Here is a 25019-nt window from a genome sequence, read left to right as displayed (position 1 = left end):
ATTCGAAATATGACCTCCTCCCGACTAGCCGAGCGCTTGGACTTGGAGGTTTCCGGCTTCAAGGTGTGCGAGCCGGAACTCGCACGGCGTCAGATCGCCCAGCGAACTGTGCGGTCTGAATTCGTTGTAATCCTGCCGCCAGTGCTCGATCTTTTCCCGCGCATCGTCCAGTGACAAGAACCCATGCACGTTCAAACATTCGTCTCGCAAGCTGCCGTTGAACGACTCGATGAACGCATTATCCGTGGGTTTGCCAGGGCGTGAGAAGTTCAAGGTCACACCGTTTTCATACGCCCAGTGATCCAATGCATGCGAGATGAACTCGCTGCCGTAGTACATGCAGAATGTCAGCCATCAGGGGTAACAGGCATCCTTGGGATTGTCCGTTCACCACCCGCCGGAGGAAACCGAAATGGCCGACTTGCTGGAAGGTATGAATCGCCCCGGATTTTGAGGAGGCTCCAACTCTTGAGAAAATGGAGCCATGAACAAGAAATCGAGCAAATTTTCCCCGGAAGTCCGGGAGCGCGCAGTGCGCCTGGTGCGCGAGCAGCGTAGCGAGCATCCGTCGCTGTGGGCGGCGGTCGAGTCGATTGCGCCGATGATAGGCTGCACGCCGCAAACGCTGAACGATTGGGTCAAGCGCGACGAGATCGATAACGGCGAACGCGATGGCCTGACCACAAACGAGCGTGAGCGCCTGAAGGCGCTGGAGCGCGAGAACAAGGAATTGCGCAAGACCAACGAGCTTCTCAAGCTGGCCAGCGCGTTTTTCGCCCAGGCGGAACTCGACCGCCGTATCAAGTCCTGAAAGCCTTCATCGATCAATATCGCGACACCTTCGGGTTCGAGTCGATCTGCAAGGTTTTGCGGATCGCCCCGTCGGCCTACTGGCGCCATGCCGCCCAGCTTCGTGATCCGTCGAAGCGCTGCGCCCGCGCGAAGTGTGATGACGTGCTATGCCCGGAAATCCAGCGTGTTTGGCACGCCAACATGCGGGTCTACGGCGCGGATAAGATCTGGAAACAGATGAACCGGGAGCAAATCCGGGTGGCCCGTTGCACGGTCGAGAGATTGATGCAGCGATTGGGATTACAAGGCGCGGTTCGCGGCAAACGGGTTCGCACGACGATTCCCGATGTCTCGGCACCTCGTCCTCTGGATCGAGTCAATCGCCAATTCAAGGCCGACCGGCCGAATCAACTCTGGTTTTCCGATTTCACCTACGTTTCGACGTGGCAGGGCTGGCTGTATGTGGCGTTCGTCATCGACGTGTTTGCTAGGCGCGTCGTTGGCTGGCGGGTGAGTCGTGCCATGCGCACCGACTTCGTACTCGATGCGCTTGAACAAGCGCTGTACGCTCGCCAACCGGGCGACGACGGGACGCTGATTTATCATTCCGACAGGGGATCGCAATACGTTTCCATTCGGTACACCGAGCGGCTTGCCGAAGCGGGCATAGAGCCATCGGTCGGCAGTCGCGGCGACAGCTACGACAACGCCCTGGCGGAAACAATCAACGGTTTGTACAAAACGGAACTGATTCACCGACGAGCGCCTTGGAAAACAAGGGAATCCGTCGAGCTTGCAACGCTGGAATGGGTCGCCTGGTACAACCACCATCGGCTGATGGAACCTCTGGGCTATATCCCGCCAGTCGAGGCTGAGACAAACTACTATAGGCAACTCAGAAATACTATTGAAGCGCCTGCGTTAACCTAAACCAACCGGCCTCCTCGAAAGCCGGGGCGGTTCACACACCAATTTTGACTTTAGCTCTCAGATGCCATCGACATGCCGGAAGAACTCGAGCGTGATTTCGCTTTCGGAGCGATGGCAATAGCGATGGCTACAAGTACCGTTCCTATCCATGTCATCAGCGATATGGGGCGATTGAGGTGAATGCACAAAGCTATCGTCGACAGTACCGGGGTCGCGTAGCTCAGGATTGCTACCTTCCTCGGGTCGCATCGCTTCATTCCATAGTCCCACATGTAAAACGCCGCCCCCATCGGCCCGAGGCCCAGATACGCGAGTGTGATGCTGTCCCGGCCAGTAAAGTGGGGAACTTCTCTCGCGCAGATGCTCAGTACCAGGCAGCCAATGCCTGCGATGAGACAGAATAGTCCGACTGAATGGCTTGAAACCGAACCGAAGCGCCGGCCCAGCAGGGAGTACCCGGCCCACGCAAATGCAGATACCAGACCTAGGCCGTACGAGAAGATGCGCATTCCAAGCGTCAGTGTGGCGACATCTGGCTGTGCGCTCTCGACGCTCGCAATGCAGGCGAAGATCGCACCGGTGAAGCCGAGCACCACTCCCAGAAACTGCCGGACTACCGAAGCATCGCGACTCCACGATGCAGGCGTCATAACCACTATGAGCAGCGGCCAAAGATAGTGAAGCAGGCTCACTCCTACGGGCTCACCGACCTGCAACGCATAGAAATACACCACGTGATACGCCAACATGGAGGTCGAGCCCAACACGGCCAAGCCGGCGGGCATCCGCCAATGGCGCACCCAGGGCAAGCCAATAAGGCCGCCTATCGTCAATGCTATGCCGTTCAGCATCAGTGTCGGGAAGTTGTGTAGGGAATCTACGCTCGCCGCGAGCGTGCTCCACATCAGTATCGTGATGAGAACGCCAAAAAGAGCCATACCGTCGTGGTTCGCAAATAGCTCGGACTGTCGCTCCTTTGCACAGCGCTGTCATCGGTCAAGCCATATGAACCGAAGCTCGAGCATTTCCTACTTCAAATAGGGCCTCGTCGCCGCTTGATTGCCGACCAGCGGTCGACGTCTGAATACGAGCCGCTAACACAACCTGGACATGAAGCTGCGAACATCATATCGTCTGCGGTATGGCAAGACGCAAAATCAGCAACGAGTTGTGGGTAGCACTGGAACCTCCGATTCCGGAATTCACACCCTCGCCCAAAGGCGGGCGACGGCGCACGGTCAATGATCGCGCAGCGCTCAACGGTGTCCTGTATGTGTTGCAAACTGGCATCCCTTGGGAAGACCTCCCGCAAGAGCTAGGTTTTGGCAGTGGCATGACGTGCTGGCGACGTCTGCAAGACTGGCAGGCGCAAGGCGTATGGCATCGGCTGCATCGGGCGATGCTGCGTCGGTTGCGTGAGCACGACCAGATCGATTGGGAGCGCGCCAGTCTTGATGGAGCCAGCGCCTCCAGCCCCCGGAGGGCCAGGAAACCGGCCCCAACCCGACCGACCGAGGCAAGCTCGGATCGAAACGACACATCGTCGTAGATGCACGCGGCATCCCGCTGGCCGTCACGATCACGTGAGCCAACCGCCGTGATTCGATGCCGTTCGAGTCCACGCTCGATGCCATTCCTGCCGTGCCTGAATGGTCAGCCGCGCAAGCGGCCCACCAAACTGCACGCGGACAAATGGTACGACTTCGCTCGTTGCCGGCGCTATCTGAGACAACATGGCATCAAGGCCCGTATCGCCCGTCGCGGCGTCGAAAGCAGTGAGCGGCTCGGGCGGCATCATTGGGTGGTCGAGCGCACGCATGCCCGGTTCTCCGGATTCGGCAAGCTCCGGATTCGCTTCGAGCGGCGCCTCAATATTCATGCCGCCTTGCTCGTCCTGGCTGCCGCCATCATCTGCTCGAGATTCGTGGATGGCTTGTGTTAGCGGTTCTAAATCAGGGTAGTGTGAACGCGCCCTAGTCGGGAGAGGTCAACCTCAGCAGATTCTGCTGCGCCCCTCGCAGAACACCATAGAAGTTGCTGTTTGGTTTAGCAACATCGGTTACGGCTACCGCAGCCCGTCCCTACACTGTCATCTCCATCTTCAAACAACGAGACAGGAGTGACACCCATGAAACTGACTGACTTCAACACGCTGACGTTCGACTGCTACGGTACGCTTATCGACTGGGAATCCGGAATCTTCACCGGCCTGAAGACGCTGATTGAGCGAGTCAAACCGGCGCTGACGCGCGACCAGGTGCTCGAAGCGCATGCTCGCCACGAGTCGTCGCAACAGAAGTACACCCCGAGCAAGCGCTACCAAGACCTGCTGCCCATCGTCTACAAGCGCCTGGCCGAAGAATGGGGCGTCCCGTTCACGCACGAAGAGTGTGTGGCGTACGGTCAATCGGTCCGTGACTGGCCTGCGTTCCCCGACACCGTCGAGGCGCTGCAATACTTGAAGAAGCACTACAAGCTTGTCATCCTGTCGAACGTCGACAACGAAACCTTCACGTACAGCAATGCGCGCCTGAAGGTAGAATTCGACGCCATCTTCACAGCCGAAGACGTCGGTTCGTACAAGCCGTCGCCGCGCAATTTCGACTACATGCTCGATAAGCTGGGCGAGCGTGGCATCAGCAAGGACAAGATTCTGCACACGGCAGAAAGCCTGTTCCACGACCACAAGCCCGCCAACGAATTCGGCCTGGCATCGAACTGGATTTACCGCCGCCACGCTCAGGAAGGCTTCGGCGCGACGATGAACCCTGGCATGCAACCGAACATCAACTTCCGCTTCAACAACATGGGCGAGTTCGCGAAGGCACACCAGGAAGCGCTGGCGCAGAAGTAATCTCGATTCCACACGTGTTGGTGGCCGGCCTCGATGTAACCCATCAGGCGACCGACCGCCAACACGGAATCGGTACACTCCAAGCTAATGCATCTGAAACGAGGAGAGCAATGTGCGGTTGACTGATTTCAAGGCACTGACGTTCGACTGCTACGGCACGCTGATTGATTGGGAATCGGGGATTGCCGATGGGCTGTCAAGGCTGGCATCGAAGGCGAGTCACCAGCTCTCGCGAGACCAGGTGCTCGAGGCACACGCTCGTCACGAGTCAGACCAGCAGCAGTTGACGCCTAAGCTGCCGTATAACCAGCTGCTCGCCATCGTCTACAAGCGACTGGCAGAAGAGTGGTCCTCGCCCTACGAATTGGACGATGCACAGGCATACGGCGAGTCGGTGAAAAACTGGCCGGCGTTCCCCGATTCCGCAAGCACTCTTCAGTACCTCGCGAAGTATTTCAAACTGGTCATCGTCTCGAACGTCGATAACGAGAGCTTTCGAGCAAGCAAGGCGAAGCTCGCTGTTGAATTCGACGCAGTCGTGACTGCAGAGGATGTGGGCTCGTACAAGCCGTCGGCGCGCAACTTCGAGTGCATGTTCGATGCGCTGTCCTCGATGGGCATTCAGAAGGGCGAGAGCTTGCACGTCGCGGACAGCATCTTCCACGACCTGGCGCCGGCCGGCGAACTTGGCATCCCGTCATGCTGGATTCACCGCCGCTTTGAGCAGCGGGGTTTCGGTGCAACAATGCGTAGTTCGATTGAGCCCGTGGTCGACTATCGTTTCACTAGCATGGCGCAGTTGGTTAAGGCTCACCACGAAGAGCTCGCACGAAATTAGGCGAAAACCCGTAGGCGCGATTCAGGGCAGAAGACCGGCACGATATGCGCAACTCATCGAAACTCGACCGAATTGACCTCAAAATCCTCTGCGAGCTGCAGAGGAACGGGAACATGACGAACGCCAGTCTCGCGAGCGCGGTGGGCCTTTCAGCAAGCCCCTGCCTGCAGAGAGTCAAGCGACTGGAAGCCTCGGGTGTCATATCGGGATATGGCGCTCACATCGGTCTGGCAAAGCTCACCAGTTCCGTTACCGTGTTCACCGAGATACTGCTGAACGACCACCGCAGGGACGACTTCGTGCGATTCGAAGGCAATCTCCGGGAATGCGATGAGCTCATGGAGTGCCACCTCGTCAGCGGTGGATACGACTACCTCCTGAAATTCCTGGTGAAGAACATTGGTCATTACCAGGAAGTCATCGAGAATCTTGTCGACCGGAATATCGGCATCGAGAAATACTTCAGCTACATCGTCATTCGGTCTCCCCTCGTGAAGCATGTGTTGCCGTTGGACAAGCTCCTGACGGACGACGAATAGAGAGATGCAAAATGAACCACCACGATTGCGTCCAATACACATGCGGCAGAAGTGGTCGGAGCATATTGGCGCACCTTGATGGAAAAGCTGTTTGGGTCCGACAACAGCAAGTCGCGCATTTGTTTGGAGCATCTCAGCAGCAGCTGACCAGCACACTGCGTCGTCTGAAAGCGCTCGGTGAAATCGATGACAAATTCGACCTCAGGACAGCAGGGGCCAATGGCCTCCTGCTCGGTCACCGTGCCGTTACTGCCCTCGGATACCACCTCAACTTCTGTTGCGCGACCGCGTTTCGCGAATGGTGCGCCGGGCGCCAGCTCACTCAGGCCTCGAAGCAGGAATCTTGAAGGCCACGACTTCCACCCAGCGTTTGGAACGAAGCAGAGACATTCCTACATCTCGTAGGTAGGCCGGCGAAATTTGGATGGCGACACTCGGGCTGTCACCACAACGAGGAGTTCGACATGCCCCCGCCCGAATGGCCCTTCTGGCGCTCCAACGCCGAGACCATGCAGCGCGCCGACAGCGCGGCAGGGCATCACGATGAGACGCTCGTCTCGACTTTCAGGAATCTGGTGGCTCGCTTGCGACGTAAGCATTCAGGGAACGCCGTCTTGACGGACTGGCGCCGCCGGAATCATGCGCTGCGCCGAGAATGTTAAGCTTGTTCTCCCTGTTGCCGATTGCTGATGCGAGCCATGCCGCTTCCGACATTTCATACCGACCGTCTGGAACTTCGGCCCCGAACGATACGGGATTTTGATGCCTGTCTTGCTATGGATCGGGATCCTGAGGTGGTTCAGTTTGTCGCTGGGCCCTGGGACGATCTTCTGGAACACCAACGCTTTCTTAAGAGTCGCATTGAAGCGAGCTTCGGCGAGGGGTTGGGTTACTGGTCTATTTTCTCAAAGCAGATTCCTGAGCGCTTTTTCGGCTGGGTGCTGCTCATACCCTACGATGCCGTCGGACCCGAGATAGAAGTCGGCTGGCGTTTGAACAGGGAAGCGTGGGGGCACGGTTATGCGACGGAGGCGGCACGTCCAGTGGCAATCTACGCCCTTCGCACGCTTGGGCTGCGGGAGATCGTGGCCGACATTCATCCGGAGAACAGCGCATCGATACGTGTGGCATCGAAGTTGGGCATGACGCATCGTGGAGATGGCGTGCACAACGGCGTGCCGTGCAGGCGTTACGCTATCACGCGAGACGAGTTGCAGTCGGCGTGCAACGGTGACAGGGACCTTCCGTTAACTGATCGGCATGATGCGTGCCGTATCGGACATTAACGGAGCAACGTTCCAGGGTAATAGTTCATCGATGCGATTCACTGGGTGGTCGGCGATGCGTTCGATGACGTAATGCAGGTAGGCTTCGGGATCAACGCCGTTCATGCGGGCAGATCCGATCAGGCTGTACATCGCGGCTGCACGTTCTCCGCCTGAATCCGCACCGGCAAATAAAAAATTCCGTCTTCCGATTGCCACGCCGCGCAATGCGCGCTCGGCAATCAGATTGTCAATCTCGGCCTGACCATCACTGCAGTAATAGACCAGCGCAGGCCAGCGATTCAACGAATACTGGATCGCTTTGGTGGTGTCTGATTTCGCGGAGAGAGTGAGAAGTGTCGCCTCGAACCACCGCTTCATGTCATCAAGCAGCGGCACAGCCTTCTCCTGGCGAACGCGCCGTCGTTCTTCAGGCGGCTTGCCACGAATGTGCTCTTCGATGCGATAGAGGGCGCCGATGCGCTCGAGTGCCTCGCTGGTGATCGGCGATGCCCGAACAGCGTGTAGATCATGTAGCTTTCGACGTGCATGCGCCATGCACGCTGCTTCGTGAATTTGACCGCCCAGATACAGATCCGCATAACCGGCGAAGGCGTCTGCCTGCAGTACGCCCGTGAAGTTGGCAAGGTGACGCTGTGGATGTTCGCCGCGACGATCCGGTGTATAGGCAAACCAGACGGCCGGCGCTTCGTCCGAACCACTGGGCCGGTCATCGCGCACATACACCCAGAGCCGACCGGTCTTCGTCCTGCCATTGCCTGGCGCGAGCACCGGCAGCGGGGTGTCGTCGGCGTGAACCTTGCTGCCACCAAGCGCGTGGCGGCGCACCGCGTCGACCAGAGGGCTGAGTAGCCATGTCAGACTGCCCAGCCAGTGGCCCATGGTGCCCGCGTCGATCTCAACGCCGTCGCGCGCGTACATGACGGACTGGCGATAGAACGGGATGTGGTACGCGAACTTCGATGTCGTGATGTGGGCGAGCAAAGCCGGACCCGGCAGGCCACGATCGATCGGCCGACTCGGCGCTGCGGCCTGCACGATACAGTCGCAGCACGAACAGGCGAATTTGGGACGGCGATGACGTATGACGTGGAAGTGCGCGCGCACGTATTCAAGCTGTTCGGAAACGTCTTCGCCCAGCGGTTTGAGCGCGCCACCGCATTCCGGGCAGTCTTCCTCAATGGGTCGATGCACACGCTCTTCGCGTTCGAGGTGATCGGGCAGCGGTTTGCGACAGGCGCTCTCGCGGCGTTGTTGCGCCTTCTTTGAGTCAGCCTGTGCAGTCGCACCTTCGTCGGCCTGCAGGTCCTCAAGCCGCAGTTCGAGCTGCTCTATCTGACGCTCCACCTTCTCAGACTTGCGACCGAACTGCATGCGGCGCAGCTTCGCAATCGTCAGCTTCAGATGTTCGATCTCGATTATGCGGGAGCTGAGTTGGTCCTCCAACTCGACGACCCGCTGCGCGTTTGCATGAGCTGATGCCGCATGCGCGCGCACCAGCGCCTTGAGCGCATCAATGTCGTCGGGCAGGCCAGAATCGGTCAGATCCATCGCGATAGTTTACGACTATCTGGCGCACGCAAAGGCACGCGGTAACAGACGTTTACAAAGCACTGTGCGGGCGTGCCGCTTCGACTGGTTGTCGCCAGTCAAACCCTTCGAGCAGGAGCGAGAGTTGAGCTGTGGTCAACGCCACGACGCCGGCGTCGGCTCGGGGCCATGCAAAACGTCCTTTCTCAAGACGCTTCGCAAATAAACATAGGCCGCCATCGCTCCAGTACAGCGCCTTCAGCAGATCACCACGGCGGCCCCTGAAGATAAAAACATGGCCTCCGAACGGATCCTTCTCAAGCACCGTCTGTACCTTTGCTGCGAGCGAATTGAAGCCGGAGCGCATGTCGGTGACGCCGGCAGCGATCCAGATCCGCGTGTTGGCAGGCATACCGATCATCGGAGAATCCGCTCAAGGACCAGCCGCAATATCGTCGCATCGGGCGCACCTTCTATCCGGACCGAAGTGTCGCCACGCTGAAGCTGAATGCTGCCGGTTGTCGTCACCGGAGGTGTCGGCGCTTCCGTCGCCGCCAGCGCATGGATCGCGGATCGATCGGACTGACCATCTACAACGACAGGCAACATGGTCTGCGTCTGCACATCTTCAACAGACCTTGAGTGTACAGTTTGCGCCAGGCCCACACCTGATTGGCGTTGACATGGTTGTCGCGGGCGACCCGGGCGACAGAAGCACCGGGTTCAAATGTCTGCTCGACGACTAATCGCTTCCATTCCAACGGATGCCGTCGGTTCTGGCGCCTTGCGGGTAACTCGACTGTCTGAGTCACTGTGTCCATTCTCGCTATTTGTGGACAGAGTCGGTCACTCATGTCCGTCGCAGCCGATGATTGCATCTTCTACGCAAGTCGGGGAACGGTACAGATCAGATGCTTACCTTGCGACAGACAGCTGTCGCGTCGCTTGTCGCGCTCGGTTGGCGCGGCAGAGGGTAGATACACCTGGTTCAGGCCGGCGACTGCGGGCCTGAGGCCCGGGCTGATTCAGCCGGTGCCCCCCCACCGGGAGGCGGGAGAGACGATACAACTGGACTATCAGTCCAAACCACCTTGGCACATGTACTTGACCGAGAGGAAATCATCGAGACCGTACTTGGAGCCCTCCCGACCATAGCCCGACTCCTTCACACCACCGAACGGCGCGGCTTCGCTAGCAACCGCGCCTTCGTTGATACCGATGACCCCAGCTTCAAGCTGGCGCGCGACGCGGTCGATTCGACGAATATCCGTGGTGTAGAAGTAGGCAGCTAGGCCGAACGGCGTGTCGTTCGAGAGCCGTACTGCTTCTTCTTCCGTTTCGAACTTGAAGAGGGGCGCAACCGGCCCAAACGTCTCTTCACGGCAAACCAGCATCTGGTCGTTCGCGTTCGTGATGACCGTCGGAGCGTAGTAGTTCGGGCCGAGCTCTTCGAGGCGTTTGCCGCCGACTTTCACCGTCGCGCCGTGCGAGACCGCGTCGTCGACGTGACGCGCAATCTTGTCGATGGCCTTCTGATTAATCATCGGTCCAATTTGGGCGGCCCGATCAGATGCCGGTGCAACCTTCAGAGCGCCCACACGCTGCGCCAGCAGTTCAGCGAACTGGTCGTAGACACCCGCCTGAACGTAAATGCGGTTCGGACACACGCAAGTTTGGCCACCGTTCCGAAACTTGGCAGCCATGACGCCGGTGACGGCAGCGTTGAGGTCCGCATCGTCGAACACGATGAAGGGAGCGTTTCCGCCGAGTTCGAGCGAGAGTTTCTTGAGCGTGCCTGCGGATTCCCGGGCGAGATGCTTACCCACCGCGGTCGAGCCGGTGAACGTGATTTTCCGGACGCGGTCGTCGGCGAGCCAGTCGGCAACCGCCTGGATGCCTTCGTTGCGGTCTGCGCTAATCATGTTGAGGACGCCATCCGGCACACCAGCTTCCTGTGCCAGCGAAGCGAGCGCGAGCGCGGTCAGCGGCGTATCTTCGGCGGGCTTGCCGATGACCGTGCAGCCAGCTGCGAGCGCTGGTGCGATTTTGCGAGCAATCATCGCCAGCGGAAAGTTCCACGGCGTGATGGCAGCCACCACACCGATGGGCTCCTTTACCACGCTCATGCGCTTGCCGCGTTGCTGCTGCGGGATGATGTCGCCGTAAATCCTGGTTGCCTCGTCAGCGAACCACGCAACGTACGAGGCGCCGTACGCCACTTCGCCACGGCTTTCCACCATCGGCTTGCCTTGTTCCGTCGACATGAGCGTCGCGAGGTCTTCGGTATTCTCAACGATGAGTGTGTACCAGCGGCGGAGGATTTCCGCCCGCTCGCGGGGCAGCGTATTGCGCCATGCCGGGAGCGCCGCCGCAGCAGCATCGGTCGCGCGTCGCGCATCGTCGGCGTTGCTGTTGACGACCGACGCGATGGTTTCGCCAGTCGCGGGATTGACAACCGGGTAGCGTGCTTCGACATTCGAGTCGACCCATTTTCCGCCAATCAGGTTTTTGGTGCGCAGCAGTTCCGGGCGCTTGAGATTCAGTGACATTGTTTCCTCCGTGATTTCACTTGCCGCCGGCAACATCGTGTTTTCCGGCGGGGTCGTTTTGATTCCGCTACTTAAACGGTCGCCGGCTGGCGCAGGGCTGCACGCACATCGGCGTCGGCCAGTACGTCGTCAAGCGTTTTGCGCACGCGCTGGACGAGCAGCCCGATTTCCTCCTCGGTGAAGCAGAGGGCCGGTGCGAAGCCGAGGATGTTGTCGCCGAACGCGCGGAAGATGATTTTGTTCTTGTACGCGGCTTCCGCGATGCGGCTCGACAGGTTGAGCGCCGGGTCGAAACGAGTGCGGTTTTGCTTGTCAGCCACCAGCTCGACGGCGCCTAGCAGGCCACGATGGCGCGAATTGCCAACGAGGGGGTGGTCCAGGAGGCTGTCGAGACCATTTGCGAAGTGAACGCCTTGCTTGACGCCGTTCTCGAGCAGACCACCTTCCGTGTAGAGGCGCAGCACTTCGAGGCCGATGGCTGCGCTGACCGGGTGTGCCGAGTAGGTCTGGCCGTGCCCAATCGGGTCACCGCGCGAGCCGCTGTCGGCCAGGCCTTGATAAATCTGGTCGGACATCAGCACAGCGCCCATCGGGGCGTAGCCGGCCGTCAAGCCTTTTGCCACCGTCATGAGGTCCGGCTCGACCTGTTCAGCCTCGCAGGCGAACATCGGGCCCGTGCGGCCGAACGCCGTGATGACTTCGTCAGCGACGAACAGGATGTCCAGACGCCGACAAGCTTCGCGCATTGCCTTGAGCCAGCCTTTGGGCGGAACAATCACGCCGCCCGAACCCTGGATGGGCTCGCAGAAGAACGCCGCGACGTTCTCCGCGCCGACTTCCGCGACCTTTGCCTCGAGCGCGGCGACCGATGCAGCGATGATTGCAGCGTCATCGTTCGGGGTTGCGCTGCGATAAGGATACGGCGACGGGATGTGATGCTGACTGCGCAGGGGCAAGTCGAAGTTGCGATGGAAGCTCGCAATCGCCGTCAGGCCCGCTCCGGTCGATGACGAGCCATGATAGCCACGCTCGAGCGCGATGATGTGCTTCTTCGTCGCGCGGCCAATCGCGTTGAAGTAGTGCGTGATGAAGCGGACCGCAGAGTCGACCGCATCCGAGCCACCCAGCGAGAAGTAGACGTGCTGCAGTGCCGCCGGCGCCAGTTCAACAAGGCGCTCCGCGAGCTGGATGGCAGGCTCGGACGAGAAGTGGAAGTAGCCAGTCGCGTAAGGCAGGCGAGTCATCTGCTCGGTCGCAGCGCGCACGATGCTTTCCTGGCCATAACCCGTGTTCACGCACCAGAGTCCTGCGAACGCATCCAGAACTTCATTGCCGTCGGCATCACGCAACCACGAACCGTGGCCGGACTCGAGGATAGTTGCGCCCCGCGCTTCATGGGCACGGTAGTTCACCACGGGATGAATGAGATGCTTTCGGTCTGATTCGATGAGGTTACTGGTGGACATGACGGTTCTCAAAAAGTTGGTTTGATACCAGTGATGGTAGGTCTGTACTCAAGCATGGAGTAACGAAGTACAGACCATCAGCAGCAGATTCTTTCGATAAATTGAGCAACTCGAAGCCGGCGCGCAGTCACTTGCTGCCAACGGTACGCGGCCTTGCCTGCTCGCCTTTGTGGGTCGTTACGACGCCTCTTCTTGGGCCTGCGCCGACGTCGACTGTGACGGAAGCGTCACAGCCGAGTCGAGCCATTGCGCGAGATGGATTGCAGTTCGGCCCGTGGTGTTTCGAATCTGCGAACGGCAGCTGAAGCCATCGCTAACCACCACCGCGTCGCCATTCAGGCGATTGATTGCCGGAACCAGTTCGCTAGTTGCAACCCGCTTCGCAATGTCGGCCGTCTTCGCGTGATAGCCGAATGCGCCAGCCATTCCGCAGCATCCAGTCGACAGTACGCTGCCATCGCGGGCGGCTTGCTTCAGCAACTGGGTCTCGGCGCCCATGCCGCCGCACGATTTTTGGTGGCAGTGCCCGTGGATGTGCACTTCGGCATCTGATTTCGGAAGCGGAATGTCGTGCTGACGGAACAATTCAGCCAGCGTTTTGACAGAGGTAGCGAGGGCTTTCGCGCGGCCGTCGTTCGGGAACAGCGCGCCGAGTTCATCGCGGAACACTGAGAGACAGCTGGGCTCCAGCACGACAATCGGCGTCTTCATCGCGATGACGTCTTCCATCTCCGTCATGATGGTGCGCAGATTCGCGCGCGCCTGGTCGAGCATCCCTGCGTCATACATCGGTCGGCCGCAACAAACGTGCTTGTTCAGAAGCTGGACGTGAAAGCCGTTGCGCTCCAGCACTCGCACTGCGGCTTCCATCACGTCGGGCGAGAAGCCGTTGTTGAATGTGTCTGTCCAGAGCAGCACCGTGCCTCGTACCTGCGCAGGAGTAGCCTGAGTCGACATCAGGCGCTTGGCGCTGCTGCTGTTCCGGAAGCTCACGCCAGCGATGGCCGGAAAACGAACATCGGCGGCCAGCCCGAATTGCGCTCCAATCCGGCGGAATGCCGGGTTGCGCATCAGCATGTTCGTGATGCCGCTGAGGTGCGTCGCGACGGGCAACCAGGCACCGATGCGCGCAATCATCGCGTCCATGACAGGGCGACGCTTGTTCTTGAAATACTCGTACAGGAAGTGGCTCTTGTACTTCGCGATGTCCACGTGTGTTGGACAGTCGCTGCGGCATCCCTTGCACGCCAGGCAATGGTCGAGCGACTCTTTGACATCCTCGTTCTGCCAACCGTCCTTGATGACTTCTCCCTTGAGCAGTTCGAACAACAGACGGGCACGGCCGCGCGTCGAGTATTTTTCTTCTCGCGTCGCGCGATAGCTCGGGCACATCGTGCCGCCATTGAGGGAACGGCACTTGCCCATTCCAATGCAGCGCTCAGTAGCACGTGCAAAGGTTTCCGGTTTAACCGAGGAGCCAAATGAGAACGGGCTGGTGACGTCCACGCGGCGATAGGTCGGGCCGAGCCGCAGGTTCTCGTCGACGGGCATTGCATCAATCAGCTTGCCGGGATTCATGCGGCCCGTGGGGTCCCAGATGGCCTTGAACTCACGGAACGCCTGCATCAGGCCGGGCGAGTACATCAACGAGAGCAGTTCGCCCTTGGCTTGACCATCACCGTGCTCGCCGGAGAGCGAACCTTCGTACTTCACGACCAGGTTGGCGGCCTCGACCAGGAATTCGCGCCATGTATGCACACCCTGCGGATCGCGAAGGTCGAAGGTGATGCGCGAGTGGATGCAGCCATCGCCGAAGTGGCCGTACATGTTCGTCTTGTAGCCATACTTCGCGACCAGCGCCGAGAATTCACGCAGATAAGCGCCCAGATGCCGCGGCTCGACTGCGGCGTCCTCCCATCCAACGACCGGGTCCGGCTTCGATGGATCGTCACCGATGGACGTGGCCGAAGCGCCCGTCTCACGGACAGACCACAGCCGCTTCATCAGCGATGCTTCGAAGACAACTTTTGCAGCCGGCTTGCCCGGCAAAGAGGGAGCAAGTTCCGCCGCACGGTTCGCCAATGCGGCGGAACTTGCCGCGTCGGTTGTGCCGAACTCCACCATCAGCCACGCTTCGCCCGGCGGAAGCTCGGCGATATCCGCGAGCGCCAGGCCACGTTCCTTGAGCCCGCCGACGATGCCGGTGTCCAGGCCTTCCATCGCAATGGGGTTGAGCGGAAGCAACTGGGGCACGCAATCGGCAGCGTCGTAAATCGTCGGGAAGCCGAACACCACCAAAACACGATGCGTCGGGTTGGTGACCAGCGTCGTCTTCGCGCGCAGCACGGACACGCAAGTCCCCTCGGATCCGACCAATGCTCGTGCGATATTGAAGCCGTTCTCTGGCAGCAACTGGTCCAGGCTGTAGCCCGACACGCGCCGCTTGAGCTTGGGGAAGCCTTCGCGAATCACGTCTTCATACTTGCCGACGAACTCGCGCAGGCGCAGGACAATTTCGGCACGACGGCCACCAGCAGCCACGTGCTCGTCGAACGCCCGCTCGTCTGTAGGGCCCACCCAGAAGCGCGCGCCATCGTAGGTCAGAACCTCGAGTGCTTCGATGTTCTCGGCTGTCTTGCCAGCCATCACCGAGTGGGCGCCGCACGAGTTGTTGCCGACCATACCGCCGATCGTGCATCGGCTGTGCGTGGCGGGGTCCGGTCCGAACGTCAGGCCCTTCAGCGCGGCCGCGTCCTTGAGTTGGTCGCAGATGACACCAGGCAGCACGGTGGCGTACCGCCTCGCGACGTGGATTTCCTCGATGTCGGTCAGGTGCTTCGATGTGTCGATGATGACGGCCGCGTTGACTGACTGGCCGCACATCGATGTGCCGGCACCGCGGGTGAGGACCGGAAGCTTGGCGTTGTGACAGGCCGCCATCGTCTTGACCACATCTTCGATCGTACGCGGAACCACAATGCCAATCGGGACCTGCCGATAGTTCGATGCTTCCGACGCGTAGGCCGCGCGGGTGCCAGCGTCGAAGCGAACTTCGGCGCTGGTTGTGTTCTGAATCTCGCGCTGCAAAGCGAGAAGTACATTCAGGTCGTGACGACGCGCGGATGTTGCTTCAGTCATTTCAATGAGACGTCGAGGACGCTTTGCTAGGTATTCGATGCGACGTGCAAGCGCACGTGCTGATGCTTCCTATTAAAGCGGCGAATCACGTCCCCGTCTCCGTAGGAAAAATAGGAAAAATTGGCCTATTCTTCGCTGAGTCGATGGAGTGCCATGGCGACCTGAAGCTGGAATCGCACGCGCGGCTCCTCCAGTTTTACGCTTAGCACGTCCTCGATTCGTTCAAGCCGATAGCGCAATGTGCTGATGTGGATACCCAGCGCCTTGGCGGTGTTCGCAAGCTGGAAGCCTTCGTCCGTAAGGCTCGCCAAGGTTTCGAGCAGCGAGTCACTTTTGCGTTTTTCCGTCAGTGGCCTGATGAGCCTTTGAAGCAGCATCTCGCGCGCGTCCGGGTCACCCATGAGGGCACGAGGAAACAGGATTTCGTCGAAATGATGGACGCGGCCTGGGCGCAATGACGAGACGAGCGCGTCAACGTCTTTCGCTGCGGTGGCCATACCCTTGACCCCAACATGTATGCGACTGATGGCCATCGCCGCATGCCGGTCAGAAATCGACTCCCAGAGCGCGTCGAGCGAGGCGTCGGCCGGCACGATGAACTTGATTTGGTTGAGCCAAATAGCCAGCAGCTCGGGCATGCCGCGAGCGCGGAGCTGGCGCTTCAGCGATTCGGTCCAACGTTCGCGGCGCGACAGTCCTTCTGTGGTCAGCGGGATAGGTTCATCGAGCAGCACGAGGCAAACGCGATACTGACGCGAATCGCTCCAGCCGCAAACACGTGCTCTTTCCAGTGCGCTCGCGGTCGGGTTGAACTCTCCATCGAGCAGACCGGCAACCAGTGCATACCCGAGACGGTCTTCCTGCTGGGCAAGCTGCCGCTGGTGAATCAAATGCAAGGCCGCCACGACGCTTGCATGTTCGATGGCTCGCGCGTCGAGCTCGTGGTTTGCCTCTACGTCCACATCGAGCCAGAGCAGCGCGCCCAGAGTGCCCTGCAGTTGTACCGGCTGGCAAAGTCGATGGGTGACACCCTCTTCGGTCTTGAACGCCACCAAAGATGGGCGCTCAGCCTCGGCCAGACGGGTCGTATCGTCGCGGACCGTGGTAACGAGTTGCTCCTCAACAACCGCGGTCTCGCCCGTCTTCTTCGAGCTTGCCAGAACGTATCCTGAGGGGTCAGAGAAAGTGACTGTCTGGCCGAGCAGGTCGCTCAGAGCGTTCGCGATGTCCGTGAGGTTCGTCGCCGAGATGGCGGCGTTGGTCAGAGCGCGGTGAATCTGTTCCGACCGCTCGATGATTTCGCTCTGGAAATTGATGATTTTCGCGAGAATCTCGTGCGTCACCTGGCTGAACTGCACGTCCCAGGGCAGTTCGAGGAGCGGGAGGCCAACAGCGTCGGCCTCGGCAATCGCTTCCGGCGGGAAATGGTCTCGGAAGTGCGGTACAGCAAGCACTAAGCCCGTGAGTTTAAGCTCGGCGAGCCCACGGACGAGCGCGCGGGACGCGGCAGCATCCTGAGGCCAGTTATAACCGGTCGTGAGGAGCAGTTCGCCGGCTCTGACCCAGTCTGTGATGTCGGGATGGTCCACCATGTGAACCCAGGTAATATCCCGCTCAAGATTGTTCGCGCCGGCCACCACTGTTGCCTCTCGCAGCACGGTCTCCCGGATTGCGGTCTGGAGCTTCATACCGCCCCCCCGACCACAAGCGAGCGCGACCATGCCGCCGAGAGATTCAACTCTTCGGTGTGACAGGCTGCCGATACCCGAATATGACCCCGAGCAAGCTGAACGCTGCTGCAAACATCACGTAGAACGCCGGCGCCATTGCGGTGCCGGTCTTTGCAATCAGCCATGTGAGAATCAGTGAGGCAAAGCCGCCGAATGTCATGACGGCGAGGTTGTAGGCCACGGACAGGCCGGTCGACAGTACCTTCGTCGGGAAGGTCTCGGACAATGCCGCGAGGATGGGGCCCGTGTAGATGGCGATGAGAATGCCGAACACTGCCTGGAAGATGCAGAGCGTGCCGAGCGACGGCGAGTTCACAATCATTGCGAACATCGGCCATGCCAGCAGCAGCATCGCGCAGGACGAGGACGCCAGCAGCACCTTGCGGCCGATTTTGTCCGAGAACCAGCCGGTGATGGGCGAGCAAACCGTGATGACGCCACCGCCGACCATGGCTGCGATGAACGATGCCGACGGCTGTAGCTTCAGCACCTTCACTGAAAACGTCGGCATGTAGAACAGAATGACGTAGATACACACCGTCCAAAGCACGACCATCGCGAAGCTGGCGAACGCCTGCCACGGGTAATCGCGCAAGACATCCATGAGCGGCGTCTTGGATTTGTCGGTCGTCTCGAGGAAGACCGGTGTCTCTTCCAGGTTGCGTCGAATGAAGAAGCCAATCGGGCCAATCAGCAGGCCGGAGAGGAACGGAATGCGCCAGCCCCAGCTTTCGACGTCCTGAGTGGACAGCCCGAGCGTGATACCCGTGCCAAAGCACGCGCCGAGCAGCACGGCGAAGCCAATGCTCGTCTGAATCCAACTCGAGTAGTAAGCCTTCTTGCCCGGGGGGGCGTGCTCGGTCAGGAACGCGGTTGCCGTGCCCATCTCGCCGCCGGCGGAGAAGCCCTGCAGCAGCCGCGCCAACACAATCAGGCAGGGTGCTGCGATGCCGATTTGCGAATACGTCGGAGCCAGCCCGATGATGGCCGTACCTACGCACATCAGGAGAATCGTCAGCGACAGCGCAGCTTTTCGGCCGGCCCGGTCGGCATAGATGCCAATCAGGATGCCGCCGAACGGTCGAACGAGAAAACCGACACCGAACGTGGCGACCGAAAGCATCAGAGAGGACAGTTCGTTCCCGGTCGGGAAGAACAGCTTCCCGATGATGATGGCGAAGAACCCGTAGACCATGAAATCGAACCATTCGAACCCGTTCCCGAGTATGGTTGCGACGATTGCCCTGCGGCGAGCGCTGCGCTCTGCCGCGAAGCTTCCCGTGTAGTTGACTGTGTTCATCTCCACTCCCAATGCCTGCTATTGATGGCGCCCCGTTATCCGGGGGCGTCAGCGCTTTCACTGCGCCTCGCAGACAATTGGAATCAGCCAGAAATCGCATAACTACGCACGATAAGTAGATAAACGAAGGGTACCGTTACTACTTAACGTAGCACATTCGATAAAAAGAAGGAAAAAGGCGGGCGTTAATCATACCTATAGTAGGTATCGTGTGATTTTCTGGATTCCTACTATTGGCCGACCCAATGGAGGAAGGCCAATGAGCAACGATCAACAACTGAGCCGCGAACTCGCCGCTCTCCGAGACACTTACGTGCCGCGCGGCGTCGCGACGGCGCATCCGATTATTGCCGGCCGCGCCGCCGGCGCGTACCTCTGGGATACGGAAGGTCGCAAGTTCCTCGACTTCGTCGGCGGTATCGGCGTGCTGAACGTCGGCCACAACCACCCGGCCGTTGTCGCGGCGGTACAGCAGCAACTCGAGTCGTTTTCCCACGTGTGCTTCCAGGTTGTAGGCTATGAGCCTTACATTCGTCTCGCTGCGCGTCTGGCAGAACTGGTTGCGCCGGACGCCGGCTACAAGTCGGTGTTCTTCACCACCGGCGCAGAAGCCGTCGAGAACGCCGTCAAGATTGCCCGCGGCCACACTAACCGCCCGGGCGTCATCGCGTTCCGCGGGGGGTTCCATGGCCGCACGCTGATGGGCATGTCGCTCACTGGCATGAGCGCGCCGTACAAGCAGAACTTCGGTCCGTTCGCGCCGGACGTGTATCACGCGCCTTATCCGAACGCATACCACGGCATCTCGTCGGACGACGCGCTGGCTGCCATCCAGCAGATTTTCGCTACCCAGATTGCAGCAGACCGTGTGGCTGCAATCATCCTCGAACCGGTTCAGGGCGACGGTGGCTTCCTTGCCGCGCCGCCTGAGTTCATGAAGGCGCTCCGCGAACTGACGACCAAGCTCGGCATCGTCCTGATTGTGGACGAAATCCAGACGGGATTCGGCCGCACGGGCGAGATGTTCGGCTTCCAGCACTCGGGCATCCAGCCTGACCTCATCACCGTGGCGAAGAGCCTTGCCGGCGGTCTCCCCGTGTCCGGTGTCGTGGGCCGAGGCGAAATCATCGATGCGCCGCTTCCAGGCGGCCTCGGTGGCACGTATGGCGGCAATCCGCTGGCATGCGCGGCAGCGAACGCCGTGCTCGACATCTTCGAGCAGGAGAACCTCCTCGCGCGTAGCCGCAAGATTGGTGAGCAACTGCGTGACGGCCTCGAAAATTTGCGCGAGACGCACAAAGAAATGGGCGAAGTTCGCCAGACGGGCGCGATGGTTGCCGTCGAGTTTGTAACCGACCGTGCGACGAAGGCGCCGGCAGCCGCGCTGGTCCAGCGCGTGCTCGATACGGCTCGTGCCGAAGGTCTGCTGGTCATCAAGTGTGGAGTCGAGCGCAATGTCGTTCGATTCCTCGCACCGCTTACGGCTTCGGACCAAGACGTTTCCGATGCGCTGACGATGTTTGGTCGCGCTGTGGCTGTTGCAAAGCAGGTGAACTAAGTCGCTATGGAAGTTGCAGACCTGGGGAACGGAAGCATCAATCGCTGGCAAGCTCGAGTCGCTGGCGCAATGCATTTGGAGAAACGATACTTTCCAGTACCCAGTCCTGTCACTGGGCAGCCAGTCGCAATGGTGGCGTTCTGCGGTCGCGAAGCGATGCTCCTCGCAGCCGAGGGTGCCGCCTTGGCTGCCTCTGTTTGGCGATGCGCCATGCCCGAGTATCGCGCGATGCTGTTGCGCCGCTGGGCCACACTCATTGCTCAGCACAGCGGCCGAATCTCCACTTCAATAACGCTCGAGACGGGGAAACCTGTAGCGGAATCGCGCGCTGAGGTCGCCGAAGCCACCTCGTTTATCGAACGCTGCGCGGAGTTTGCCAGGGTCGCTGAGAAATCATTCTACTCAGAGCAGAACGACGGGCGTCAACTGGTTAGCACCGTTCGAGGCGTAGGGACCGTCTTCGCCATCACTAACTGGTGCCAGCCTACTTTTACCGTTGCTCGACGCGCGGCGCTCGCGCTGGCGTCAGGTTGTCAGATCATCATCAAACCCTCGTCGCGCGCGCCGCTCACAGCTCTGATGCTGGCCGATTTGTGGGCGGAAGCCGGCGGACCGATGGGTACCGTGCAGGTCCTCACGACGGATGACCCTGTCGGAACACTTGCAGCGTGTCTGCAGTCATCGAATGTTGACCTGGTTTGCTTCACAGGCAGCTTGGATGTCGGGCGGTATCTTTCGGCCCGATGTGCTGAAGCGCATAAGTCCACGGTCACTGAGATGGGCGGCCTTAGCCCGATGATTGTGTTCCCTGATGCGGACCTCAAAAAAGCCGCCGACGCAATCGTCGAGTGCATATTCCTGCGGAATGCGGGACAGGACTGTACTAGCGCAAACCGGCTCTATGTTCATGAATCCGTGGCCGAGCGCTTAATTGGAATGCTCCGTGCTCGAGTCTCGGCATTGACTGTAGGCGACCCGCGGCAGCTTGATACTCAGGTCGGCCCGCTCATTGATGGGACGGCACTTACGATGCTGCTCGAGCATATCGACGATGCCGTCGATGCTGGAGCGCGCGTCGTAACCGGTGGGCGTCCAAGCGGCGGTCTTCGTGTTGCACCAACTATCCTAGACTTTACAAGCATCGTGATGGACTCGACCTTAGAGGCACCACCCGGGCCGCTCGCGTCAGTGTTTCGCTTCTACAGTGCTGAACAGGTTGCCGCAGCCATTTCGAGAGGTACGCGGGGCAGAGTGGCGTGGATATGGTGCGCCGATGTTGGCCATGCAATGGCTTATGCCGATGAATTGGGATTTTCTCATGTGCTGATTAACGAGTCAGGAGCCGTCTCTTGTGAGCATTCCTTGCTTTCGATGGACGCGAGGGTCCCGGGGCCGCACGTGATGCGGCACTCTCCTTATCTGCGAGCAGTACATCGTTCCTATCCGACCACCCGGTCAAACGAACAACCTGGATTTTGAAATGAGCGAGACTTCCCCATACGAGGCGTTCAATATCGTCGATATGCGCGTCGGGCGCGTGGAGCGTATCGAAGTAAATGCCGAAGCGAAGAAGCCTGCGTACAAAATCTGGATTGATTTTGGTCCACTCGGTGTACTGGGAACGAGTGCTCAGTACACCGCTCTTTATCAGCCGGACGATTTGGTGGGGCAATCTGTCGTCTGCGCGGTGAACCTGGGTGCGAGGCGCATCGCCGGATTCAAGTCCGAAGTGCTGATGCTCGGTGTCCCGCAGGACAATGGTGCAGTCGTGTATCTGAAGCCGGAGCGGTTCGTTCCTCCTGGAACGAAGGTATTTTGAGGCGCGTAGGAGCAGAGCGCGGCATCGTTACCGCGTGACCCCACAGGCGGCATCTGGAGGAAATATGGCGGAACAGCAGAATTCATCGATTGAGATTGGCGAAGAAATGGTTGCGGGCTTCGCGAAGAAGGGGCTCGGACAGGTGCGTCCGGCCACCTCGAGAAACCGTGGCGCGGGCCCGTTCCGTCGGCTCGTCCTTCGCGGTGCAACTGTCATCGACGGCACGGGCGCTCCGCCATGGGGACCAGCCGACATCGTTGTCGAAGGAGACCGGATTGTCGAAATTGCTGCAGTTGGCGTTCCTGGGCTGCCCATCAATAGCGCGCGCCGCCCAGCCGCCGGGGACCATGAAATCGACTGTGCCGGCAAGTTCGTCACTCCAGGCTTCGTCGACAGCCATGCACATATCGGCACTCCGTTCCATGCCGAAAATGGTGAGATGCTGCCGGCCGACTACGCTTATAAGCTTTGGCTGGCGCATGGCGTGACTTCGGTTCGTGAAGCTGGCTGCATGAACGGCCTCGCCTGGACCATCGAACAGAAGCAGGCCGCACGCGAGAACCGGATAGCTGCACCCCACCTGTACCCCTACGTATATTTTCCCGCCGTCAACGATTACCTAAAGACCATATACAGCCCAGAGGAGGGCCGTGAATGGCTGCGAAAGGTACGGGATAAAGGTGCGGAAGGCGTGAAGTTCTTCGGCGCGCCGCCGGCAATCATGGAAGCCGCTCTCGACGAGTGCAAAAAGATTGGCCTGCGCACATGCTGTCATCATGCCCAGCTCTCGGTGGGACGCATGAACGCCCTGAAGACTGCCCGTTGGGGACTCGTAAGTACCGAGCACTCCTATGGCTTGCCGGAGGCGCTCTTCGACGGTCGAACCCTTCAGAGCATCGGCGACGACTACAACTACAACGACGAGTACCTGCGCTTCTCGACCGCTGGGCAAACCTTCCTTCAGGCGGCAAAGCCGGGGTCGGACAAATGGAACGAGGTTCTGCATGCGTTCCTAGAAGCTGGCCACACTTTCGTTCCGACCATGAACGTGTACGACAGCAACCGCGATCTGATGCGCGCGCGTCGTGCCGAGTGGCATGAGAGTTACACCGACAGCACGACGTGGAAATACTTTCAGCCTCAGCGCGGTGGCCATGGTGCTTACTTCTATCGCTGGTCGGTGAAGAACGAAATCGAATGGAGAGAGAGCTTCCGTATCTGGATGCAATTCCTGAACGACTACAAGAATCTTGGCGGTCGCGTTTGTCCTGGTAGCGATTCTGGCTTTATGTTTCAAATCTACGGCTTTGGCTATGTGCGTGAGCTCGAGTTGCTGCAGGAGGCAGGCTTCCTCCCGATGGAGGTTCTCCGTGCTGCGACACTGCACGGCGCAGAGCTTCTTGGCATTGAGCACGAAACGGGTATCCTCGAAGTCGGCAAGCGCGCCGATATGCTCGTGCACTCACAAAATCCATTGTCCGATTTCAAGTTGCTTTACGGCACTGGCGCGTTGCGTTTGAACGATGACGTCCGGCAACTGGAACAGAAACGCTCGCTCAAGACGACGATTAAAGGCGGCGTCACGTTCGACATTGACGAGTTGCTCTACGACGTGCGAGAAATGGTGCGCGGCACCTGGGGCGCGGACGAGTCGCCGTTCCGAAGCGGCAGCCAGGGGTGATGGCAACATGGCTAAGTCAACCGAATTCATCATTGTTGCGGGCAAACTGGGAAGCGGCAAAACATCGCTAATCGAAGCGCTCTTGTTGAGCGGCAATGTTGGTAACGCCACGGCCGTGATTGTGAACGAGGCCAGCGCCATCGACATTGACGGAGCAGTTCTTACAGAATCCGCCCGCGGCGTTCCGCTGGCCAAGCTGAGTAACGGATGCGTCTGTTGTTCGCTGACTGATGACCTGGTCATCACGGTCGAAGAACTGGTCACGGATCGGTCGAACAGCGGTTTGCCTCCATTCGAACGAATCGTCCTTGAGTGCAGCGGCCTCTCGTTGCCCGGTCAGGTGATTGGTTCGTTGTCCCCGCTCTCGAAGCTCGGATTGCGGGTTCGAGTCATAACCACGTTCGATTGCGCTATTCCCCCGCTGGCCGGTGAAGACTTCGAAACGGTGAGCGCGCAGTTGGCTGCCGCTCAAACCATCGTGCTGACGAAGATTGACCAGGTCGGCCTGGATGTCAGGCAGCAGGCGGAGCGCGAGGCGAAGGCAATCAACCCGCTCGCTACTATCGTGAGCGAGCAGTCACCAATCATCCGCGCTCGCGTTACGTTTAAGGATGTCGGCAGCGGGGTTCAGCTATCGCTTCCAATCGAAGCCGAAATACCTCGTGTCAAGCGAGCATTGCTGCATCCGCGAGTGCGAGTCCTTCGCGCAAAGTTTGATGGCGTTGCCGAATGGGACGATGTATTAGACTGGCTCGAGAATGTCTCAGGCGCGCTCGGCGAGCGGCTGTTACGCATGAAAGCAATAGTCCTTGGGCCGCTTGGCGAAGACCGGGTACTACTGCAGAGCGTCGGCACCACCTTCTCGGCCCCACGACGCCTTACCGCAAACGCAGTGTCGGATTTGGCGGCCATCTTCATAGTCCGAGATTGCAACATTGACGACATCGAAGGCGTCCCCAGCGCGTGCAAGCTAAACTGGACTGCACTGTAAAAGCCCATCTTTCTGAGG

19 protein-coding genes, 2 pseudogenes and 1 other annotated feature are annotated in these 25019 nt (G+C 59.5%); of the genes and pseudogenes, 11 read left to right on the top strand and 10 right to left on the bottom strand.

Annotated elements, in window-relative coordinates; genetic code table 11:
* Positions 1-24: 24 nt before the first annotated feature.
* A pseudogene (locus tag AB4850_RS26370) lies at positions 25-330 on the bottom strand (integrase core domain-containing protein); the annotation flags it as partial.
* Between the two features lie 154 nt (positions 331-484).
* Between AB4850_RS26370 and AB4850_RS26365 the strand changes: the two are divergent.
* Positions 485-1722, top strand: a protein-coding gene (locus AB4850_RS26365) for an IS3 family transposase (protein WP_414442399.1) whose coding sequence is annotated in 2 segments (ribosomal slippage) — positions 485-776 and positions 776-1722 — 1239 coding nt in all. Because the reading frame shifts where the segments join, the coding sequence is not laid out codon by codon here.
* Positions 766-882: a sequence feature (AL1L pseudoknot), on the top strand. Its footprint overlaps the gene before it by 117 nt.
* 50 nt (positions 1723-1772) lie before the next feature.
* Here AB4850_RS26365 and AB4850_RS26360 read toward each other — a convergent pair.
* Positions 1773-2660 carry a DMT family transporter gene (locus AB4850_RS26360; RefSeq protein ID WP_414442398.1) on the bottom strand — a complete coding sequence of 296 codons (888 nt, stop codon included), beginning with the start codon at positions 2658-2660 and terminating at the stop codon, positions 1773-1775.
* A 203-nt stretch (positions 2661-2863) separates the two neighbouring features.
* On the opposite strand from AB4850_RS26360, the pseudogene AB4850_RS26355 reads away from it, so the two are divergent.
* From AB4850_RS26355 to AB4850_RS26335, 5 genes and pseudogenes are all read left to right on the top strand, one after another.
* A pseudogene (locus tag AB4850_RS26355) lies at positions 2864-3664 on the top strand (IS5 family transposase).
* A 186-nt stretch (positions 3665-3850) separates the two neighbouring features.
* Positions 3851-4576 (top strand): haloacid dehalogenase type II, encoded by a 726-nt coding sequence (locus AB4850_RS26350; RefSeq protein ID WP_414442397.1) that lies wholly within the window; start codon positions 3851-3853, stop codon positions 4574-4576.
* 112 nt (positions 4577-4688) lie between these two features.
* Positions 4689-5414, top strand: coding sequence for a haloacid dehalogenase type II (locus AB4850_RS26345; protein ID WP_414442396.1), 726 nt, complete (start codon positions 4689-4691; stop codon positions 5412-5414).
* 44 nt (positions 5415-5458) lie between these two features.
* Positions 5459-5953, top strand: coding sequence for an Lrp/AsnC family transcriptional regulator (locus tag AB4850_RS26340; protein ID WP_414442395.1), 495 nt, complete (start codon positions 5459-5461; stop codon positions 5951-5953).
* Positions 5954-6651: 698 nt separating this feature from the next.
* Positions 6652-7239 (top strand): GNAT family N-acetyltransferase, encoded by a 588-nt coding sequence (locus AB4850_RS26335; protein WP_414442394.1) that lies wholly within the window; start codon positions 6652-6654, stop codon positions 7237-7239.
* Here AB4850_RS26335 and tnpC read toward each other — a convergent pair.
* The 8 genes from tnpC to AB4850_RS26295 all read right to left on the bottom strand — a co-directional run bounded on the left by tnpC (position 7201) and on the right by AB4850_RS26295 (position 18952).
* Positions 7201-8790, bottom strand: a complete 1590-nt coding sequence (gene tnpC, locus AB4850_RS26330; protein ID WP_414442393.1) for an IS66 family transposase — start codon at positions 8788-8790, stop codon at positions 7201-7203. The two genes, AB4850_RS26335 and tnpC, sit on opposite strands and share 39 nt — an antisense overlap.
* Before the next feature lie 52 nt (positions 8791-8842).
* Positions 8843-9190 (bottom strand): IS66 family insertion sequence element accessory protein TnpB, encoded by a 348-nt coding sequence (gene tnpB, locus AB4850_RS26325; protein ID WP_414442392.1) that lies wholly within the window; start codon positions 9188-9190, stop codon positions 8843-8845.
* 169 nt (positions 9191-9359) lie between these two features.
* Complete coding sequence (locus AB4850_RS26320) at positions 9360-9590, bottom strand: transposase (protein WP_414442391.1); 231 nt, start codon at positions 9588-9590, stop codon at positions 9360-9362.
* 255 nt (positions 9591-9845) lie between these two features.
* Positions 9846-11318: an NAD-dependent succinate-semialdehyde dehydrogenase gene (locus AB4850_RS26315; protein ID WP_414442390.1), complete on the bottom strand. Its 1473-nt coding sequence runs from the start codon at positions 11316-11318 to the stop codon at positions 9846-9848.
* Between the two features lie 71 nt (positions 11319-11389).
* On the bottom strand, positions 11390-12784 hold the full coding sequence (locus AB4850_RS26310) for an aspartate aminotransferase family protein (protein ID WP_414442389.1): 1395 nt from the start codon (positions 12782-12784) through the stop codon (positions 11390-11392).
* 177 nt (positions 12785-12961) lie between these two features.
* Positions 12962-15922 carry an FAD-binding and (Fe-S)-binding domain-containing protein gene (locus AB4850_RS26305; protein WP_414442388.1) on the bottom strand — a complete coding sequence of 987 codons (2961 nt, stop codon included), beginning with the start codon at positions 15920-15922 and terminating at the stop codon, positions 12962-12964.
* Positions 15923-16047: 125 nt separating this feature from the next.
* Positions 16048-17610: a PucR family transcriptional regulator gene (locus tag AB4850_RS26300; RefSeq protein WP_414442387.1), complete on the bottom strand. Its 1563-nt coding sequence runs from the start codon at positions 17608-17610 to the stop codon at positions 16048-16050.
* 46 nt (positions 17611-17656) lie between these two features.
* Positions 17657-18952: an MFS transporter gene (locus AB4850_RS26295; RefSeq protein ID WP_414442386.1), complete on the bottom strand. Its 1296-nt coding sequence runs from the start codon at positions 18950-18952 to the stop codon at positions 17657-17659.
* A 259-nt stretch (positions 18953-19211) separates the two neighbouring features.
* Between AB4850_RS26295 and gabT the strand changes: the two genes are divergently transcribed.
* The 5 genes from gabT to AB4850_RS26270 all read left to right on the top strand — a co-directional run bounded on the left by gabT (position 19212) and on the right by AB4850_RS26270 (position 25001).
* Positions 19212-20510, top strand: coding sequence for a 4-aminobutyrate--2-oxoglutarate transaminase (gabT, locus tag AB4850_RS26290; protein ID WP_414442385.1), 1299 nt, complete (start codon positions 19212-19214; stop codon positions 20508-20510).
* 6 nt (positions 20511-20516) lie between these two features.
* Positions 20517-21989 (top strand): aldehyde dehydrogenase family protein, encoded by a 1473-nt coding sequence (locus AB4850_RS26285; protein ID WP_414442384.1) that lies wholly within the window; start codon positions 20517-20519, stop codon positions 21987-21989.
* Between the two features lies 1 nt (position 21990).
* On the top strand, positions 21991-22329 hold the full coding sequence (locus tag AB4850_RS26280) for a tRNA-binding protein (protein WP_414442383.1): 339 nt from the start codon (positions 21991-21993) through the stop codon (positions 22327-22329).
* A gap of 64 nt (positions 22330-22393) precedes the next feature.
* Entirely contained in the window at positions 22394-24010 is a 1617-nt protein-coding gene (locus AB4850_RS26275) for an amidohydrolase family protein (RefSeq protein WP_414442382.1), read from the top strand.
* Positions 24011-24017: 7 nt separating this feature from the next.
* A complete protein-coding gene (locus AB4850_RS26270; RefSeq protein WP_414442381.1) occupies positions 24018-25001 on the top strand; it encodes a CobW family GTP-binding protein in 984 nt (327 codons plus the stop codon).
* Positions 25002-25019 lie beyond the last annotated feature (18 nt).

Source organism: Burkholderia sp. 22PA0106 (assembly GCF_047497155.1).
GTDB lineage: Bacteria > Pseudomonadota > Gammaproteobacteria > Burkholderiales > Burkholderiaceae > Burkholderia.
The sequence above is the reverse complement of the archived record's forward strand: the minus strand, read 5'-3'. Positions and strand labels throughout refer to the sequence as shown.